Raw genomic sequence first — 18,797 nt, 5'->3', positions numbered from 1 at the left:
AACAACTGGAGCAGACAGTCAACGTGGTCACACTCCGAGCCAGGAGGCGACATGAGCAGACCACGGAACCGTCAGCTCCGACCGGTCCCCGACGAGGAACCGCGGATGATGTTCCGGACGATTCACGGCTACCGACGCGCATTTCGGATAGCCGGCGAGGGTCCGGCGGTACTGCTCCTGCACGGAATCGGCGACAACTCGTCGACGTGGACCGAGATCATTCCCCACCTCGCCAAGAAGTACACGGTCATCGCACCTGACCTGTTGGGTCACGGCCGTTCCGACAAGCCACGCGCGGATTACTCGGTAGCCGCGTACGCCAACGGCATGCGGGATCTTCTGTCGACGCTCGGCATCGAGCACGTCACCGTCATCGGGCACTCGCTCGGCGGCGGCGTAGCGATGCAGTTCTCCTACCAATTCCCACACATGGTGGATCGCCTCGTGCTGGTCTCGGCCGGTGGCGTCACCAAGGACGTCCATCCGCTGCTGCGCCTCATGTCCGTTCCGGTGGTCAACGAGGTGGTAAAGCTGCTCCGGATACCTGGTGCGATGCCGCTCGTCCGGATGGCCGGGAACCTTGCCGGCGTAGTTCACGGTTCAAATCTGCGTCCCGGCACCATGTTGCATGACACACCGGACCTGATTCGCGTGCTCGCTGATCTCCCCGACCCCACTGCCTACGAGGCCTACCTTCGTACGCTGCGGGCCGTCGTGGACTGGCGCGGACAGGTCGTCACGATGCTCGACCGCTGTTATCTGACCGAGAATCTGCCGGTTCAACTGATCTGGGGCGACGACGACTCCGTCATTCCCGTCTCCCACGCTCATCTCGCGCACGCGGCGATGCCGAACTCACGCCTCGAAGTCTTCCGCGGCTCGGGCCACTTCCCGTTCCGCGACGATCCGATGCGTTTCCTGCAGATCGTCGAAGATTTTCTTTCCAGCACCGCACCACTCGTCTTCGACGAGGCTCGCTGGCGCCACATGCTGATCTCCGGGGTCGGCGAGAACACCATCACCGGAACGTCGTCCACCCGCATGGCGGTGCTCGACGCCATGGGCTCGGACGAGCGAAGCGCAACCTGATCCACGGTTGCGGCTAGCCTGTACGAGTGCTGCTGACGGAACTTCTCCCCGACAACGCGGATCCTGATTCCGTTTTCGACGCCTTCTCTTCGTGGACCATCGAACGAGGTTTGACGCTCTACCCGGCCCAAGAAGAGGCCGTCATGGAGTTGGTCTCGGGTGCAAACGTGATCCTTGCGACGCCGACCGGGTCAGGCAAATCGATGGTGGCGATCGGCGCGCATTTCTATGCGATGTCGCTCGGCAAGCGCACGTACTACACAGCGCCGATCAAGGCCTTGGTGAGCGAGAAGTTCTTTGCACTGTGTGAGGTCTTCGGTGCCGAGAACGTCGGCATGATGACTGGCGACGCCGCCGTGAACTCGTCGGCGCCGATCATTTGTGCGACGGCCGAAATCGTCGCGAATCTTGCACTGCGCGAGGGCCCGAACTCCGATATCGGCCAGGTCGTGATGGACGAGTTCCACTTCTACTCCGAACCCGATCGAGGTTGGGCGTGGCAGGTTCCGCTCATCGAGTTGCCGCACGCCCAGTTCCTGTTGATGTCGGCAACTCTCGGTGAGGTCGACTTCTTCTCCGAAGATCTGACGCGGCGTACCGGGAAACCCACCACCGTCGTCTCCGGCACAGAACGCCCCGTGCCTTTGATGTTCTCCTACGCGACCACGCCGGTCGGCGAAACCATCGAAGATCTGGTGACCACCAACCAGTCCCCCGTCTACATCGTGCATTTCACGCAGGCCGCCGCGCTCGAACGCGCCCAGGCATTGACGAGCGTCAACTTCTGTTCCAAAGAAGAGAAGGAAGCGATCGCCGAGGCGCTGGGTGGTTTCCGCTTCACCACCGGGTTCGGAAAAACACTCTCCCGCCTGGTCCGGCACGGCATCGGCGTTCACCATGCGGGCATGCTGCCCAAGTACCGACGGCTCATCGAAGTTCTCGCACAGGACGGGCTTCTCAAGGTGATCTGCGGTACCGACACCCTCGGCGTCGGCATCAACGTCCCGATCCGCACGGTGCTGCTCACGGGTCTGGCCAAGTACGACGGCGTCCGCACTCGGCATCTGAAAGCCCGCGAGTTCCATCAGATCGCCGGCCGCGCGGGTCGTGCAGGCTACGACACGATGGGCACCGTCGTCGTCCAGGCACCGGAACACGAAGTAGAGAATCTGCGGGCAGTCGCCAAGGCCGGCGACGATCCGAAGAAGATCAAGAAGATTCAACGCAAGAAGGCTCCCGAGGGGTTTGTGTCCTGGAGCGAAGCGACGTTCGATCGCTTGGTCGCCGCCTCGCCCGAGCCGTTGGTGTCGCGATTCTCGGTCAGCAACTCGATGCTGCTCAATGTCATTGCCCGCCCGGGTAACTGCTTCGACGCGATGCGGCACCTGTTGGAGGACAACCACGAATCGCGTCCGGCGCAGCGCAAGCACATCCTCAAAGCGATCTCGCTGTATCGCGGATTGCTCAGCGCCGGCATCGTGGAACGCCTCGACGAACCCGACGAGTACGGCCGCATGGCTCGGTTGACGATGGACCTGCAACGCGACTTCGCCTTGAACCAGCCACTCTCACCGTTCGCCTTGGCGGCATTCGAACTTCTCGACGTCGAATCCGACAGTTACGCACTCGATGTCGTCTCGATCATCGAGTCGACGCTCGACGATCCGCGTCAGGTTCTGATGGCGCAGCAGCACTTCGCTCGTGGCGAAGCGGTGGCACAGATGAAGGCCGACGGCATCGAGTACGAGGAGCGCATGGAACTCCTCGAAGAGGTTACGTGGCCGAAACCGTTGTCGGACTTGCTGTTCCCGGCTTTCGAAATGTACCGGGGTGGCCACCCGTGGATCACCGAGTTCGCCCTCTCCCCCAAGTCCGTGGTGCGCGACATGATCGAACGCGCCATGACGTTTGCCGAGTTGATCAGCCATTACGGACTCACCCGGTCCGAGGGCCTCGTCCTGCGCTACCTCGCCGACGCCTACCGCGCGCTGCGACAGACCGTCCCGACGGAAGCGCGCACCGAGGAACTCGAAGACATCATCGAGTGGTTGGGTGAGCTGATCCGTCAGGTCGACTCGAGCCTGCTCGACGAATGGGAGTCACTCACCGACCCCGGAGCCGAGGCAGACACGGAAGAGGTTGCGTTCGGCGCCGACATTCCCCGTCCCATCTCGGCGAACCCGCGCGCATTCCGCGTCATGGTGCGCAATGCGATGTTCCGACGCATCGACCTCGCGTCGCGTCGGCAGTGGAATGAGCTGGAAAACCTCGAGGACGGTATCGACGCCGCCGAGTGGGAGGAGCAACTACTCCCGTACTTCGAGGAGTACGCAACAATCGGAACCGGGCCATCGGCGCGCGGGCCGGCGCTCTTCCAGGTCACCGAAGAGGGTGAGTTCTGGCGGGTGCGGCAGGTGCTCGAGGATCCGGAGGGCGATCACGGATGGGCACTGCTTGCAGTCGTCGACATCCCGGAATCGGATGCCGCGGGTGAAATCGTGTTCGACGAGCTGAGCGTCGTAGAAGGCTAGCGCCTGTGCGCCTTTCTGGTAGTCGGCGCTACCAAAAAGGCGCACAGGGGGCGTCAGCCCCTTCGAGCCTTCCGCGGCTGGTTGCGGCGAGCAGCGCGCTTTTCCTTGATGCGAACGTTCTCGGCCCGCACCTCGGCCTGAACAGCGCGTTCCTTTTCGAGCCATTCGGGCTTCTCTTCGAGGAGTGCGGCGATCTGATCCGTGGTGAGTGCTTCTTCCACGCCGCCGCGGGCCAGGCCGGCGATCGATACGCCCAGCTTGGCTGCGATGACCGGGCGAGGGTGCGGTCCGGTGCGTCGCAGCTCCAGCAGCCACTCCGGCGGATCGGTCTGCAGAGCGGTCAGCTCGTCACGAGTCACGTCGCCTTCCTGGAACTGCGCAGGTGTTGCTTCCAGGTACACACCCAGCTTCTTGGCAGCCGTCGTCGGCTTCATCGTCTGGGGAGTTTTGTTCGACGTCATGCAACAAGAGTAACCAGCCGATACGGGTGCTTTTACCAAGGCGGTAGCCTTGCCTGGTGACAGACGCGGATAGTCAGGCAATTTTTCGACTCGCGTACGCCCCGGGGGTGACGCCCACCAAGTGGGTCCGGGTGTGGCACGAGCGGCTCCCCGAGGTGCGTCTGGAACTTGTTCAGTTCCCGGTTCTCGAACTCGAAGCTGCACTTCGCGCCGGTGAAGCCGATGCAGGGTTGGTTCGACTGCCGATCGACCGGACCGGCATCAGCGCCATCTCGCTGTACGCGGAAACCCCGGTGGTGGTGGTACCGAAAGATCACGTATTCACTACTGTCGATCAGATTTCCGTCGACGATCTGGCCGACGAGATAGTGCTCGATCCTCTCGACGACAGACTCGAGTGGCCGACCCGTCCCGGAAAGACCGCCGCCGAGCGACCCGCGACCATCGCCGACGCCATCGAGTTGGTGGCCGCCGGCGTCGGAGTTGTCGTGGTTCCCCATTCGCTGGCGCGGTTCCACCATCGCAAGGACCTGACCTTCCGTCCGGTGGACGGTGCGCCCGAGGCTCCTGTGGCTTTGGCATGGATGGAGTCCAAGACCACAGATCTGGTCGAGGAACTGATCGGCATCGTGCGGGGCCGAACGGCGCAGAGTTCCCGCGGCCGAAACGGTGAGCCGGCGGAGAAGATCAAGGGCTCCGTCAAGGCCAAGATCGCGGCCCGCGAGCGTCGCGCAGAAGCTGCCAAGAACGGGCAGAAAGCTAAGGGCGCCGGCACCGCAAAGAACATATCCGGACGCAACGCCGGTTCCGGTAAGGCCAAGGCGGGCGGCAAATCAGGCAGCGGCAAGTCCGGTGGGACCAAGAGTTCGGGTGGCCGGTTCTCCGGAAAGCAGAAGGGCCGCTAGGGCTTCAACTGGCAACTCGGAGGATCGCTGCCGGACAATGCTGAACTGATCAGGCGCGACAGACTCGGGCTGTGGTCTCGCGAATTGGCGCATCGTCGAACTCCGTCGAGCATGATGAGAGTATGACTCCCGCGAGTTCTTCAGCCCTCGACGAATTGGTAGCGGCACTCCCCGAGGGAGCCGTCCTGCTGGATCCGGACGTGACCGCGGGCTACCGCCAGGACTGGGCCGCCGATCCGACCGCCGGCCACCCCGCTGCCGTGGTTCGCGCTACGTGCACCGAAGACATCCAAACCGTGATGCGATGGGCAACCGCCCACCGCGTTCCGGTGGTTCCCAGAGGTGCCGGCTCGGGCCTTTCCGGTGGATCCAGCGCCGTCGACGGTTGCATCGTGGTCAGCACCGAGCGAATGCGACAGATCACGATCGACCCGGTCGCCCGTGTGGCGGTTACTCAGCCCGGCTTGATGAATGCGGAGGTCAAGAAAGCCGCCGCAGAGCACGGACTCTGGTACCCACCTGACCCGTCGTCCTTCGAGATCTGTTCCATCGGCGGCAATGCAGCCACCAACGCCGGCGGACTCTGCTGCGTCAAGTACGGAGTTACCACCGACTACGTTCTCGGACTCCGGGTCGTGCTGGCGGACGGTACAGCTGTCAGCCTCGGAGGTCCCCTTCTCAAGGACGTCGCCGGACTCTCACTCACCAAACTGTTCGTGGGCAGCGAGGGCACTCTCGGCATCATCACGGAAATCACGTTGCGTTTGATTCCCGCGCAGCCGCCCGCATCAACCGTCGTCGCGTCGTTCGACTCGGTACAAGAAGCTGCCGACGCGGTCTTGGCGATCACCAGCAACATGCGTCCGGCGATGCTCGAGTTCATGGATCACGCCAGTATCAATGCTGTCGAGGATTCGGTACGCATGGGTCTCAACCGCAAGGCTCACGCACTACTGCTCGCGCAGTCCGACGCACCCGGCGCGGCAGGCGTGCTGGAAATCGAGACGATTGTTCAGGCGTGCGAAAACAACGGAGCCACCGAAGTATTCGCCACCGATGACCAGGCCGAAGGTGACGCTTTTGCGGCGGCACGGCGAGCGGTGTTCCCGGCCGTGCTCGCGATGGGAAGTCTGCTTCTCGAAGACGTGGGCGTTCCCATGCGCGCACTCCCCCAGCTGGTAACCGGGGTCGAAGCCATCGCAGACGACCTCGACGTCCTGATCTGCACGGTGGCGCACGCCGGAGACGGAAACACCCACCCGCTCATCGTCTTCGACCCCGCAGACCCGGACATGTCCGAACGCGCACAGATCGCATTCGGACGGGTGATGGATCTCGCCATCGCGCTCGGCGGCACGATCACCGGCGAACACGGGGTCGGTCGACTCAAGCGCGACTGGCTGCCGTCACAGTTGGGTGAAGACGTCATGGCCCTCAATCGCAAGGTCAAGGATGCGCTCGACCCGCTGGGAATTCTCAATCCCGGAGCCGTCATTGCCGCGAAAGAAGGCTCTCTCGACTAGCTTTCACGTCGACGTCGAACGAGTCACGTCATCGAGGAACCGTCGGGCTGACCGAACGGACCAGCTCGGCCAGCTGACGGAATCCTTCTGCTCGGCCACTCGACGAACGGAACACGACGCCGATCGTGCGACCTGGAGCCGGCGAAGCGAAATGCGCCGTCGACAAGTCCCCGCGTCGAACCTCCACGGCAACAGCCGATTCCGGGACCAAAGTCACCCCGAGTCCCCCGGCCACACATTGCACGACTGTCGCGAGAGAGGTAGCCCGCGTGTCGCCGGCAAGCGGATGGGCGTCTACCGAACGGCACAGATCCAACGTCTGGTCACGCAGGCAGTGGCCGTCGTCGAGCAAGAGCAACGGCAGCGCGTCGAGCACGTCCGCCGTGAGATCGACACGTCCGGCCAAGGAATGATCGTTCGGCACGACCATCACAAAATCCTCTTCGTACACAGGAACTTCCACCAGGCCAGGTGTTCCGGCAGGAAGCGCCAACACCGCGACGTCGAGCGCTCCCGATCGCAGTGCATCGAGTAGGCGCGCCGTTTGATCCTCGACTATTTGCGGCGCCAACGACGGCAACTTCTCGCGCAGCTCCGGCAACAACCCCGGAAGAATGTAGGGCGCAACGGTCGGGATCAACCCGATGCGTAGCGGTCCGGTCAGAGAGTCGCCGGAGCCGGCCGCGCTCGCGACGAAACCGTCGGCAGCTTCGAGAATCTGCTTGGCCTGACCGAGCAAGCGCTGTCCGTCCGCGGTCACGAGCACACGCCGGGTACTGCGTTCGATCAGTCTGACTCCCAGCCCCGCCTCTAGAGCTGCCAGCGCCTGCGACAGTGTGGGTTGGCTCACACCGGAACGCGCTGCGGCAGTACCGAAATGCCGATACTCGGCGACCGACACGAAGGCACGCAGCTGTGACAAGGAAGGTTGATAAGTCTGATCAGACATGCCTATCAGTGTAGTGCCACCCATCACCTTTACCTTTTGAACGGTTTGATGCAGAATGGACTCATACCAAAAAGCGCCGGTCACAACCTCGACACTCCAGTCGAAACCGTCCGACCCGCTGACGGTGACAAACCCTCTCGATCCAGCACGTTCGGCCGTCACAGTCCGAACAGCCGGATCGTGTGCGCAAGAAATTCCTGTTCACGAGACACGTAGGAGAATGAGACACATGGCTCTGCTCACAATCGGCGACCAGTTCCCCGCTTACAACCTCACGGCTGTCATCGGCGGCGACCTGTCCAAGGTCGATGCCCAGCAGCCCGATGACTACTTCACCACCGTCACCAGTGACGACTACGCAGGCAAGTGGCGCATCGTCTTCTTCTGGCCCAAGGACTTCACCTTCGTGTGCCCCACCGAGATTGCTGCATTCGGCAAGCTCAACGAAGAGTTCGCAGACCGTGACGCTCAGGTTCTCGGCGCTTCCGTCGACAACGAGTTCGTGCACTTCCAGTGGCGTGCACAGCACGAAGAGCTCAAGACCCTCCCCTTCCCGATGCTCTCGGACCTCAAGCGCGAGCTTGCCGAGGCCACCGGCGTCCTCAACGCCGACGGCGTTGCAGACCGCGCGACGTTCATCGTCGACCCCAACAACGAGATCCAGTTCGTCTCCGTCACAGCCGGTTCCGTCGGCCGTAACGTCGACGAGGTTCTCCGCGTCCTCGACGCTCTCCAGAGCGACGAGCTGTGCGCATGCAACTGGAAGAAGGGCGACCCGACCATCAACGCCGGCGAGCTCCTGACTGCGAGCGTCTGAGTATGAGCGTCGAGAACCTCAAGAACTCGCTTCCCGAGTACGCGAAGGACCTCAAGCTCAACCTGAGTTCCATTGCGCGCACGACGGTCCTGAACGAGCAGCAGTTGTGGGGAACGCTCCTCGCAACGGCCGCAGCCACCAAGTCTGCGTCCACGCTCAAGGAGATTGCTTCCGAGGCTGCCGACAACCTGTCGGCAGAGGCATACAACGCCGCTCTCGGCGCAGCGTCGATCATGGGCATGAACAACGTCTTCTACCGCACCAAGGGCTACCTCGACGGTAAGTACGACGATCTTCGTGCCGGCCTGCGGATGAACATCATCGGCAACCCGGGCGTCGACAAGGCCGACTTCGAATTGTGGTCGCTTGCAGTGTCCGCGATCAACGGCTGCAACCACTGCCTCGAAGCTCACGAGAACACCCTCCGCCAGGAAGGTGTCGACCGCGAGGTCATCTTCGAAGCGATCCGCGCCGGTTCCATCGTCGCGGGCGTCGCACAGGCTGTCGAAGCCAACGAAATCCTCTCTGCCGCACAGGTCTGATCCTCGTATCTGACTGCAGTTCGACGAGCCCTCCCCACCGTGACGGTGGGGAGGGCTTTTCGCGCGCTAGGGTGGACCGATGGGTATCGAGGTGAGTGTGGTCCGGGTCTTCACGGACGAGAACGGCAAGCACGGGAATCCGCTGGGAATCGTCGACGCGTCCACGGTTGCAGAATCGGATCGACAAGCCGTCGCGAAGGAACTCGACTACAGCGAGACCATCTTCATCGACGTTCCGGATGACGGCGCCTCGCGTGCGCGGGTCCAGATCTTCACTCCGGCAGCAGAACTCCCCTTCGCCGGACACCCGACCGTCGGTGCCACGTGGTGGCTGGGCGAACAGGGCCGTCGCGTGAGCGCCCTCGACGTTCCTGCCGGCAGTGTCGACGTCCGCCAATCCGGCGCTTTGACGTGGGTACGCGCGCGTGCCGAATGGGCACCGGAATTCGCGATCTATCCGATGGACACGGTGGACGACGTCATCGACGCAGATCCGTCCGACTACGAGGCGGATCATTCGTATCTGTGGGCGTGGCAGGACAAGCTCGAAGCTGCCATCCGCGCACGCATGTTCGCACCGGTGATGGGAATCGCCGAGGACGAGGCAACCGGATCTGCAGCGCTGCGCATCACGGACCGATTGAGGAAATCACTGCTCATCACCCAGGGACGCGGATCGGTGCTTCACACCACCTTCTCTCCGGAAGGTTGGCTCGAAGTCGGCGGCCGCGTCGTCGCCGAGCCGTCACGAACCTTATGAGTACCCGGCGGGATTGCGTCCGGCCTCGAGGTCACGTGCACTCAGTGATACCGAGATCTCGTCACCGAGCGCAACTCCCGGCGCGAGGGGCAACTGATCTCCACTCCAGAACTTGCCCGGGTCGAACCAGTTGACACGACGATTGCCGACGAGCAGACCCATCGCTTCATAGGTCTTGGCAACCACTTCGGCGCAGTAGGCGCTCTCGACGGCCACTGCCGATACGTCGGACTTCTTGCGCAGCTTCGGGATTCGGCCTCCGAACCAGCGCGAAGCAAGCTTGGCCGTCGACGGGAAAGGCGTACCGTCCAGCCGCGCGATCGTCTCGAGCAGAGCGTCTTCCTGCTCCCGGGTGATCTCGTGGTCGAGCTGGCGCAACCATCCACGCTGCCCGTACTTGGCGCCCCAAACCTGAACGGCCGATCGCAGATCGTGCAGTTGGACACCACGCTGGAAGCGTCCGGTCCACATGTCCTGCAGCGAGTGACCGAGTTCCGCATGCCACATCAGCGGCGGAAGGTCGTCGATCACGACCGACATTCCGACGTGGTTGACCGGGCTGTTGGTCAGCGTCTGGATGGCCCGGTCCGCCGTCGACTCTCCGCGGAAGATCCAGATGTCGCCCGTGCGGGTCGCCGCGGCGGCCTCGTCTAGACTCACCTGCGAAAGCAATCGTCGGTCCATGCCTCTAGCGTAGAGGGATGAAACTCACGACTCCTCTGCGCGCCTCGCACGTTTGGAAACTGGTCGGCCTCGCCGGTGCAATGGGCGTTGCCGCCACCGGGGTTCTCGTTGCGCGCGGCGAACGCCAGCGTCGGGCCTACTCTCCGGACGAAATTCGCTCGGTGCTACACGAGCGCTACACCCAGGCGTACGCCAAGCAGTCGGAACAAGAGGTTCTGGAACTCGAACCTGCGCCCAACGCAGTGCGGCGCCGAATCGAGAAACTCTTTCGGCGCCGCAACTGAACTCATCCGAGGGCTGCGAGGATCCCCGCGGCCATCTCGGCGACCTGATCGTCGGTCATCACAAACGTCGGCGAAATCTGCATCGCACCCTGACCCGCAGCGCGACCCGAAATACCGTGCTCGCGAAGCGTCTTCACGAACGGCAACGCCTCCGCCGGATCAGCCAACTGCACCGCAGCGACCGCACCGAGCCCACTACGAACCTCCGCCACCCGCGGATGCTCGGCCAACGGCTGCAGATGCGTATGCAACGACGCCTCCAGACGCTTCGACTCCGCGAGCAGATTCTCACGCTCGAGAATGTCGAGGTTCGCCATCGCCGCCGCAGCAGCACCGGCATGCCCGCCGTAGGTGTACCCATGACGCCACCACGAACCGGCATAGAACGGCTCCGCCACCCGCGGCGCGATGAACACCGCACCCATCGGCACGTAACCCGACGTCAAACCCTTTGCCGTGGTCATCATGTCGGGCTGCAAATCGAAACGGGTGGACGCGAACCACTCACCACCGATCCGGCCGAAACCGGTCACGACCTCGTCGACGACAAAGAGGATGTCGTGCTCACGGCAGATGTCACGCACCTCGGCCAGATACCCCTCCGGCGGAAGATACACCCCACCCGCACCGATGATCGGCTCCGCGAAGAACGCAGCGATCTTGTTCGCACCGACCCGCTCGATCAACTCGAGCAGACTCTTCGCATCATCCCAGCCGACCGTGGCCGCATCCGCCATCAGCTCGCCGTACCCCTCACGGTTCACCGGAATACCAGCGAGAGCTGTTCCCGCAACATGCATTCCGTGGTACGCCTTCTGACGACCGACGATGATCGCCTTCTCCGGCTGCCCCACCTCGTGCCAGTACCGACGAGCAAGCTTCGCCGCAGTGTCCACCGAATCCGAACCACCCGAAGTGAAGAAGATCTTGCTCCCGGCAACCGGCGCGATCGTCGCCAACCGCTCCGCCAACACCTGCGTGGTCTCGGGAACAAAATCACCGAAATTCGAAAAATGAGCGATCTTCGACAACTGAGCCGCCACCGCATCCGCGATCTCCGTGCGCCCGTGCCCGACATTGGTGAACCACAGGCCCGCTGTCGCATCCAGATACCGAGTGCCCTCGCGGTCCCAGATGTACGCGCCCTCACCGCGAGAGACGACAAACGCGCCGTTTTTCTCCACAGCGCCCATGTCCGCGAACCCGTGCCACAATGCCGAAGCCATCATTGTCCCCTTCGAATACAAACGATGCTGGTGTGCAAACGATGTGCTGCGACTATATCGACACCAGGAATCCGCGCACGACGGCGCTCGCCCGGCACCGGCATTTCCGGGCGCACCCGTAATCTGTCGACCATGACTTTTGCCGACAATCTCGCCGCACTGCCCACCATCGATCATCTGGCCGCCATCGAGGTACTCGACGCCGACGGAACCGTCGTCGACACCGTGGAGAACAAGCCCGGAAAGTCCGGCTCGGTCAAGGTGTACAACCATCTCGCTCAAGTCTACGGCGCGCTGACACCCGAAGCCGCCTCGGCAGGATTGACGATCTTCGCCGAGCACACCGAGGACGCGCGGGCGAACCCCGGTAAGCATCCGAACGTGGACCGACTCGATCAGGTGCTCGCCTCCGGCAATCCCCTAGGACTTCGCAGCGTTCCGTCCGCGTAGCCCGGCGCCCAACCGTCCGACGGCATTGACTGCCAACACCATCAGGGCCATCGCGATGCCCAGTACGACGAATCCGATGAACAGGGCCAGATAGCCCTGGTGGCGCGGATCCATGAACGGGTAGGGATACCAGTCGACGATCGAACCTCGGATCAACGTGTACACGCCGTACACGACCGGGAACAGCAACCACTGCAGTGAACGTGCTTCGGAGATCCTGTGCCTCGAGGCGAAGAACACCCAGTCGAGCAGCATGACCAACGGAAGAATCCGATGCAGTGCCGAGTTGATCCAGGCATCGTTCAAATTGACGTCGATATCTGCCAGGAGGACGGCATAGATGATGCCGGTGATCACCATGTACAGCGTCACCGCCCCGCGGATCGACTGCCACGCCTGCGATTGTGGATCTCGAATTGCACCGATCAGCAACACGATCACCGCAAGAATGTTGCTCTCGATGGTGAAGTAGCTCAGATAGTTCGACAGAGACAGCTCAGCCGCGTCACGGATCGGGATCCACAGCAAAGCGGCAAGTCCGAACACAGCAAACAACAGTCTCAGGGCTCGCACGGCGATCGGCGTCGACAAGACAGGCACCGATGACTCATTTGCGGTATTTGTCGTCACCGGTCGATATTTGCACATCAAAACGATCTGCGAGCGGTAGTTGTGAACGCGTTCGATAGGCTGTCATCAGCATGTCTACAACACCACCGGCCCCGCTCTCCCCCAAGCGGAGTGACCTGAAGAGCGCGCTGGCGCAGGTCTCACTCCGCGACGAGAGTCGACTCCGTCGCAAACTCGACCGTGCCCGCACACCAGACGCTTTGGTGGCGCTGGCCGAGGAAATCGAAACGGCGCGCACGCGGTTGGCCGCACGCTCCGCCAATGTTCCCGCAGTCTCGTATCCGGAAGCTCTGCCCGTCAGTCAGCGCAAGGACGACATCGCGACCGCGATCTCGGAAAATCAGGTTGTCATCGTCGCCGGCGAGACCGGCTCGGGTAAGACAACCCAGATCCCGAAGATCTGTCTCGAACTCGGACGTGGCGTCCGCGGTCTGATCGGACACACACAGCCGCGCCGGTTGGCAGCACGCACCGTTGCCGAACGTATCGCCGAAGAACTCGACACCGAACTCGGCGACGCCGTCGGATACACCGTGCGGTTCACCGACCAGGTCTCGGACCGCACCTACGTCAAGCTCATGACCGACGGCATTCTCCTCGCCGAAATTCAGCGCGACCGTATGCTCCGACGCTACGACACGCTGATCATCGACGAAGCGCACGAACGCAGTCTCAACATCGACTTCATCCTCGGTTACCTGGCTCAGCTGCTCCCCCGCCGACCCGATCTCAAGGTCATCATCACGTCGGCGACCATCGATCCCGAGCGCTTCGCCAAGCACTTCGCTGTCGACGGTAAGCCCGCGCCGATCGTCGAGGTATCCGGGCGAACATTCCCTGTCGAAATGCGTTACCGGCCACTGACCGTCGAATCCGGCGACATCACCTTCGACCGCGATCCCGTCGACGCGGTCTGCGAGGCGGTCGACGAGCTGAGCGCGGAGGGCGAAGGCGACATCTTGGTCTTCCTCTCCGGCGAACGCGAAATTCGCGACACCGCAGATGCTTTACGCGATCGGCGTCTTCGCAACACCGAAATCGTCCCGCTGTACGCGCGGCTGTCTGCTGCCGAGCAACACAAAGTGTTCTCGCCGCACACCGGCCGACGCGTCGTCCTTGCCACCAACGTGGCCGAGACCTCGCTGACCGTTCCCGGCATTCGGTACGTCGTCGATCCGGGAACCGCGCGCATTTCGCGATATTCGGTGCGCACCAAGGTTCAGCGGTTGCCGATCGAGCCCATTTCGCAGGCGTCAGCTCGTCAGCGTTCCGGGCGTTGCGGCCGCGTCGCCGAAGGAATCTGCATCCGCCTGTATTCCGAGGAGGACTTCGAGTCACGGCCGGCATTCACCGAACCGGAGATCCTGCGAACCAACCTCGCATCCGTGATCTTGCAGATGACGGCCCTCGGCCTGGGCGACATCGCGGCATTCCCCTTCGTCGAACCGCCGGACCAGCGCGCCGTGAAGGACGGAATCGGACTCCTCGAGGAACTCGGCGCCATCGCGCGAGGTTCCGAGGCCAGCCACCCCGAACTGACGCCGGTCGGCCGCGAGCTGGCCCAGATTCCGGTGGATCCGCGGATGGCACGGATGCTGGTGGAAGCCAAGAACAACGGTTGCCTTCACGAAACCCTTGTCATCGTCGCGGCGTTGTCCATCCAGGACGTTCGCGAGCGGCCCGCCGAGTTCCAGCAAGCCGCCGACGAAAAGCACGCCCGCTTCAACGTCGAGAACTCCGACTTCCTGGCCTACCTGAAACTGTGGGACTACTTACGCGAACAACGTAACGATCTGTCCTCCAACCAGTTTCGCAAGATGTGCCGGAACGAGTTCCTGCACTGGCTCCGCATCCGCGAATGGCAGGATCTGCACGGGCAACTCCGGCAGATCACCCGCGGTCTCGGCTGGACAGTGGGAGAGACACCGGCAAGCGAGAACGCGATCCATCAGTCGCTCCTTGCCGGATTGCTCTCGCATATCGGGCTACGCGAGGGCGAGAAGCGGGACTACCTCGGCGCCAGGGGCAGCCACTTCGCGATCTTCCCCGGATCGGGACTGTTCAAGAAGCCACCACGCTGGGTCATGGCCGCCGAACTCGTGGAAACGTCGAGGCTGTGGGCGCGCATGTCAGCGCGTATCGAACCCGAGTGGGCTGAAAAGCTCGCCCCGCACCTGGTGAAACGGACCTATTCCGAACCGCACTGGTCCTCCAAGCGCGGCTCGGCGATGGCATACGAGCGGGTCACTCTCTACGGAGTTCCTCTGGTAACCGGCCGCGCAGTGACGTACTCACGAATCGATCCCGAGGCCTCTCGCGATCTCTTCATCCGCCATGCGCTCGTGCAGGGCGAATGGCAGACGAACCACAAGTTCTTCCACGAAAACCGTGCACTCCTCGACAACGTCGAGGAACTCGAGAACCGCGCGCGCCGACGCGACATCCTCGTCGACGACGAAACTCTCTACGAGTTCTACGACGAACGGGTCGGCCAGGAAGCGGTGTCCGCCAGGCACTTCGACCAGTGGTGGAAGGGTGAGCGGCGCAAGAACCCCAGTCTGCTGACGTTCACTCCGGAAACCGTGGTCAACTCCGACGCGGCTGCCGTCCTGGGCGGCGAGTACCCAGACGCTTGGCGCCAGGGCGACATGCAGTTTCCGCTCACTTACCAATTCGAGCCGGGAAAGGACGACGACGGCGTCAGCGCGCACATCCCGGTCGGCCTGCTCGCGCAACTTCAGCCGGTCGGCTTCGACTGGTTGGTCCCCGGTATGCGCGTCGATCTGGTTACTGCTCTGATCAAGACGTTGCCCAAGAACATCCGACGCGCTGTCGTGCCCGCACCCGACTACGCCGCCGCAGCGTTGGCAGCAGTCAAACCTCGATCCGAGCCGTTGATGACCGCAATGGCCCGCGAACTCTCGCACTTGGGCGGGATCCAGATCGACGCCAAGGACTTCGATCCCGCCGCGCTGCCCGACCATCTTCGGATGACGTTTGTCGTCGAGGACGAATCGGGCAAGGTTCTCGCGAAGGGCAAGGATCTGGCGCAGCTACGACGCACACTCGCCCCGCGCGTGCAGAAGGAAGTGGCCAAGGCGGCAACCGGAACCGAACGGGCAGCGGCAACCGTCTGGACATCCGAAACCCTGGGCGCATTGGAACAGACCATCACTCGCTCCATCGGCGGACAGCAGGTGACCGGCTACCCAGCTCTGGTGCCGGAGAACGGCGGAGTTGCCGTTCGTGTCCTGAGTACGCCGGCCGCGCAGGCGCAGGCGATGAGGGAAGGTACGCGGGCGCTTCTCCTCGCGGCCGTTCCCACCCAACTCAAGGCAGTGACCGCCGGCTTGTCGAACACGCAGCGTCTGGCTCTCGGCCAGAATCCGGACGGCGGCTTGGAGGCCCTCGTCGAAGATTGCCGGGTGGCAGCTGCCAACGAAGTGATTGCGGCCCACGGTGGACCGGTACGCACGCCTGAAGCGTTCGATGCCCTGGTGAAGATCGCACGCTCCGAACTGGCCGGACGCGTTTCCGCGATCCTGCGCATGATTGTTCCGATCCTCGAACAAGCACACCAACTGAGCGTCGTGCTGGACCGCTCGCGCGGCGAGGCAGCCGACGACGTCCGAGAACAGTTGACCTCACTGCTGTTTCCGGGATTTGTCGCCGAACTGGGATCGGCCCGCCTACGCGATTTACCGCGGTATCTTGCCGCAGCAAAATTCCGTCTCGAAGCTCTGCCCGCAAGTGCACAACGAGATCAGCAGGCTATGGATGTCCTCGACCGGGTGTACGCAGCGTACGACCGGTTGTTGAGTTCGCTTCCCGAAGAGCGTCGCACTGCTCGAGATGTCGACGCGATCAGTTGGATGATCGAGGAACTGCGCGTGAGCCTGTTTGCGCAGTCCCTCGGTACACCCACACCGATTTCCGAAAAGCGAGTCCTGAAAGCTATCGAAGCGATCAAGCGTTGATGTTCGGCGAGAATTGCGCGATCAGTAGATTGTCTGAATGTTGACGTTGGTGAGGAAACCGCCAAAGGTGGCAACAGTGTTGGCGAACCCGAGGGTTACCAGGCTGTTCACGACTCCGAGAACTGCAACTAAGTTCATAACGCCTCCGTGAAGATCCGAGATGCGGACGAACGTACCTGGTAGACACTAAGCGAATAACGTGCCCGATTTGTTCGATTGTTCGCTTTGTGTTCTCAGCGTTACCTAAGACCGCTCTGTGCTCTCAGCGTTATCTGAGGCGAAGGCCTCAGTCGACGGAAACGGTCTCGGCGCCGGGAGCCTTCTCGGCGGCACGGGTCTCTGCATGCTCGCGCATGTCGGTGATCTCACGTTCGAAATCCGCAGCCGAGCTGAAGGACTTGTACACCGATGCGAATCGCAGGTAGGCGACTTCGTCGAGATTTCGAAGCGGATCGAGGATCGCGAGCCCTACCTCGTTACTGGGAATTTCGGCAGAACCCGAAGCTCGAACGGCATCTTCGACCTGTTGGGCGAGCAAATTCAGCGAATCGTTGTCCACTTGGCGGCCCTGGCATGCGCGACGCACACCTTTGACAACCTTTTCTCGGCTGAAAGGCTCCGTGACGCCGCTGCGCTTCACGACCGAGAGAACTGCCGTCTCGACCGTGGTGAATCGGCGGCCACACTCGGGGCACGAACGGCGCCGCCTGATCGCCTGGCCCTCGTCGGCCTCGCGCGAATCGACCACTCGGGAATCAGGGTGCCGGCAGAACGGGCAATGCATCGGGGTTCCTTCGTTGTCGCCGAAATGGCCGCAACTCAGATTCGCTACCGACTGCAAATCCTCCGACGATTTACAGAGCAGATCCACGTACTCAACGCGACCACCCGAGGTGGTGGGACTGTCAAGTGGACAGCTTACTCGCTGTGAACGGACTGCTCTCACGCTCGGTACGCCCCCGCCCGGTACGGGGTAGGTCAGCGCCCCGAGGCCGGCACGATCAGCGTTTGTCCCACTGACAGTCCGGAACTCGACATCGCATTGAGATCCATGATCTGCTCGATCACCGAACCGACAGCCTGGCCAGGTGCAACCTTGGCAGCAATATCACTGAGGGATTCACCCGCGGCAACGCGAACCACTTCGGTCGCGCCGTTTGTCGCAGCTACGTCACCACTCGACAAAGCGCCGATCCCCACCAACGCCAACACTGCGAATGCGGTGAATACGGCGCCCAGGAAAACCGTCTTCCAACTGACATCCTCGGCGGCCACTTCATGTTCGACCCGTGACACACCGACCCTGTTTCGGTGCGCGAAACTTCCTCCGTACGGGCGTGACGAATCGTGCTCGCTGTCCCACCGGCGAGGAGATTCGCGCAATGAACGCGAACCTGAAACCGCGCCCACCGCCGGAACCCGGCGAACGACGGCCGCCTGCGGTTCGTTGTCGACATCCCTGGCCACGCCATGCATTTCGGCCGCTCCGCGCCGTTCGAAGGACACAGCGTCTGCATCGGGTCCATAGAACGAGGGGTGGTACTTCAGTGCCGACGTACCGTCGAAACCAAACGCGTCGAAACCAATCGCGTCGTCGAAAACCCTGTTGCTTTTCAGTGCTGCGTTACCCATCGTGACCTCCGCTGGTCGACACCGATCGATGTGTTCGATCATGCGTTCGATGGAACGCATGTTCGAATTTCTACCACGCCTGGCCGACAATGTCTCTACTTGGAGCGACACGAATCGAACAGATGTTTGAAACCGCGAGCAAATCCGGCTAGATTCGTGTCAGACCACACAGCGGGAATTGCGAAAGCCTCCGTGTTTGTCGACAGCTCGAATGTTGGCAGGAGGCACCGACAGGTTTCTGCGCGACTTGCACCAAGCACTTTTGCAGGCAGTTTTCAGACACGACTTGTTCAGACACGACTTCTTCAGACACGACTTCTTCAGACACGGAGGCAAC

General features: G+C 62.4%; 17 protein-coding genes. 10 read left to right on the top strand and 7 right to left on the bottom strand.

The genetic code is table 11. The features are described from left to right. Window positions 1–51 precede the first annotated feature (51 nt). Both AC1Q6C_RS14230 and AC1Q6C_RS14225 read left to right on the top strand, forming a co-directional pair. Window positions 52–1,089 (top strand): alpha/beta fold hydrolase, encoded by a 1,038-nt coding sequence (locus AC1Q6C_RS14230; RefSeq protein WP_007732813.1) that lies wholly within the window; start codon window positions 52–54, stop codon window positions 1,087–1,089. A 26-nt stretch (window positions 1,090–1,115) separates the two neighbouring features. Further along, window positions 1,116–3,620 (top strand): DEAD/DEAH box helicase, encoded by a 2,505-nt coding sequence (locus AC1Q6C_RS14225; protein ID WP_003942173.1) that lies wholly within the window; start codon window positions 1,116–1,118, stop codon window positions 3,618–3,620. 53 nt (window positions 3,621–3,673) lie between these two features. On the opposite strand, the gene AC1Q6C_RS14220 is transcribed toward AC1Q6C_RS14225, so the two are convergent. Then, window positions 3,674–4,081 carry a DUF5997 family protein gene (locus tag AC1Q6C_RS14220; RefSeq protein WP_007732807.1) on the bottom strand — a complete coding sequence of 136 codons (408 nt, stop codon included), beginning with the start codon at window positions 4,079–4,081 and terminating at the stop codon, window positions 3,674–3,676. Between the two features lie 56 nt (window positions 4,082–4,137). Here AC1Q6C_RS14220 and AC1Q6C_RS14215 point away from each other — a divergent pair, with 56 nt between their 5' ends. Together AC1Q6C_RS14215 and AC1Q6C_RS14210 are read left to right on the top strand one after the other, a co-directional pair. Continuing rightward, the gene (locus tag AC1Q6C_RS14215) at window positions 4,138–4,986 is read left to right on the top strand and encodes a LysR substrate-binding domain-containing protein (protein WP_050656878.1); all 849 of its coding nucleotides are present in this window, start codon (window positions 4,138–4,140) and stop codon (window positions 4,984–4,986) included. Window positions 4,987–5,108: 122 nt separating this feature from the next. Continuing rightward, window positions 5,109–6,509: an FAD-binding oxidoreductase gene (locus AC1Q6C_RS14210; RefSeq protein ID WP_116056797.1), complete on the top strand. Its 1,401-nt coding sequence runs from the start codon at window positions 5,109–5,111 to the stop codon at window positions 6,507–6,509. A 28-nt stretch (window positions 6,510–6,537) separates the two neighbouring features. Here the strand turns inward: AC1Q6C_RS14210 and AC1Q6C_RS14205 are convergent, their stop codons facing one another. Continuing rightward, window positions 6,538–7,458: a hydrogen peroxide-inducible genes activator gene (locus AC1Q6C_RS14205; protein WP_047269357.1), complete on the bottom strand. Its 921-nt coding sequence runs from the start codon at window positions 7,456–7,458 to the stop codon at window positions 6,538–6,540. A 229-nt stretch (window positions 7,459–7,687) separates the two neighbouring features. Here AC1Q6C_RS14205 and AC1Q6C_RS14200 point away from each other — a divergent pair, with 229 nt between their 5' ends. From AC1Q6C_RS14200 to AC1Q6C_RS14190, 3 genes are all read left to right on the top strand, one after another. After that, window positions 7,688–8,275 carry a peroxiredoxin gene (locus AC1Q6C_RS14200; protein ID WP_003942119.1) on the top strand — a complete coding sequence of 196 codons (588 nt, stop codon included), beginning with the start codon at window positions 7,688–7,690 and terminating at the stop codon, window positions 8,273–8,275. A gap of 2 nt (window positions 8,276–8,277) precedes the next feature. After that, window positions 8,278–8,817: an alkylhydroperoxidase, AhpD family gene (ahpD, locus tag AC1Q6C_RS14195; protein WP_003942122.1), complete on the top strand. Its 540-nt coding sequence runs from the start codon at window positions 8,278–8,280 to the stop codon at window positions 8,815–8,817. Window positions 8,818–8,896: 79 nt separating this feature from the next. Beyond that, window positions 8,897–9,577 carry a PhzF family phenazine biosynthesis protein gene (locus AC1Q6C_RS14190; RefSeq protein WP_003942237.1) on the top strand — a complete coding sequence of 227 codons (681 nt, stop codon included), beginning with the start codon at window positions 8,897–8,899 and terminating at the stop codon, window positions 9,575–9,577. Here AC1Q6C_RS14190 and AC1Q6C_RS14185 read toward each other — a convergent pair. Then, on the bottom strand, window positions 9,572–10,261 hold the full coding sequence (locus tag AC1Q6C_RS14185; protein WP_230359818.1) for a hypothetical protein: 690 nt from the start codon (window positions 10,259–10,261) through the stop codon (window positions 9,572–9,574). The genes AC1Q6C_RS14190 and AC1Q6C_RS14185 overlap by 6 nt on opposite strands. Window positions 10,262–10,278: 17 nt before the next feature. Here AC1Q6C_RS14185 and AC1Q6C_RS14180 point away from each other — a divergent pair, with 17 nt between their 5' ends. After that, window positions 10,279–10,545 (top strand): hypothetical protein, encoded by a 267-nt coding sequence (locus AC1Q6C_RS14180; RefSeq protein WP_054188520.1) that lies wholly within the window; start codon window positions 10,279–10,281, stop codon window positions 10,543–10,545. Between the two features lie 2 nt (window positions 10,546–10,547). On the opposite strand, the gene AC1Q6C_RS14175 is transcribed toward AC1Q6C_RS14180, so the two are convergent. After that, a complete protein-coding gene (locus AC1Q6C_RS14175; RefSeq protein WP_047269349.1) occupies window positions 10,548–11,771 on the bottom strand; it encodes an aminotransferase family protein in 1,224 nt (407 codons plus the stop codon). A gap of 132 nt (window positions 11,772–11,903) precedes the next feature. On the opposite strand from AC1Q6C_RS14175, the gene AC1Q6C_RS14170 reads away from it, so the two are divergent. Next, window positions 11,904–12,221 carry a DUF2322 family protein gene (locus tag AC1Q6C_RS14170; RefSeq protein ID WP_054188522.1) on the top strand — a complete coding sequence of 106 codons (318 nt, stop codon included), beginning with the start codon at window positions 11,904–11,906 and terminating at the stop codon, window positions 12,219–12,221. On the opposite strand, the gene AC1Q6C_RS14165 is transcribed toward AC1Q6C_RS14170, so the two are convergent. Then, window positions 12,192–12,821, bottom strand: coding sequence for a Pr6Pr family membrane protein (locus AC1Q6C_RS14165; RefSeq protein WP_230359817.1), 630 nt, complete (start codon window positions 12,819–12,821; stop codon window positions 12,192–12,194). The genes AC1Q6C_RS14170 and AC1Q6C_RS14165 overlap by 30 nt on opposite strands. A gap of 101 nt (window positions 12,822–12,922) precedes the next feature. On the opposite strand from AC1Q6C_RS14165, the gene hrpA reads away from it, so the two are divergent. Then, window positions 12,923–16,828 (top strand): ATP-dependent RNA helicase HrpA, encoded by a 3,906-nt coding sequence (gene hrpA, locus AC1Q6C_RS14160; RefSeq protein WP_230359816.1) that lies wholly within the window; start codon window positions 12,923–12,925, stop codon window positions 16,826–16,828. Between the two features lie 286 nt (window positions 16,829–17,114). Here the strand turns inward: hrpA and nrdR are convergent, their stop codons facing one another. Both nrdR and AC1Q6C_RS14150 read right to left on the bottom strand, forming a co-directional pair. Continuing rightward, entirely contained in the window at window positions 17,115–17,612 is a 498-nt protein-coding gene (nrdR, locus tag AC1Q6C_RS14155) for a transcriptional regulator NrdR (RefSeq protein WP_030535543.1), read from the bottom strand. 194 nt (window positions 17,613–17,806) lie between these two features. Beyond that, a complete protein-coding gene (locus AC1Q6C_RS14150) occupies window positions 17,807–18,520 on the bottom strand; it encodes a LysM peptidoglycan-binding domain-containing protein (RefSeq protein ID WP_030535544.1) in 714 nt (237 codons plus the stop codon). Window positions 18,521–18,797 lie beyond the last annotated feature (277 nt).

The organism is Rhodococcus sp. MT28 (assembly GCF_058792695.1).
This window is presented reverse-complemented; position numbering and strand designations above follow the sequence as displayed.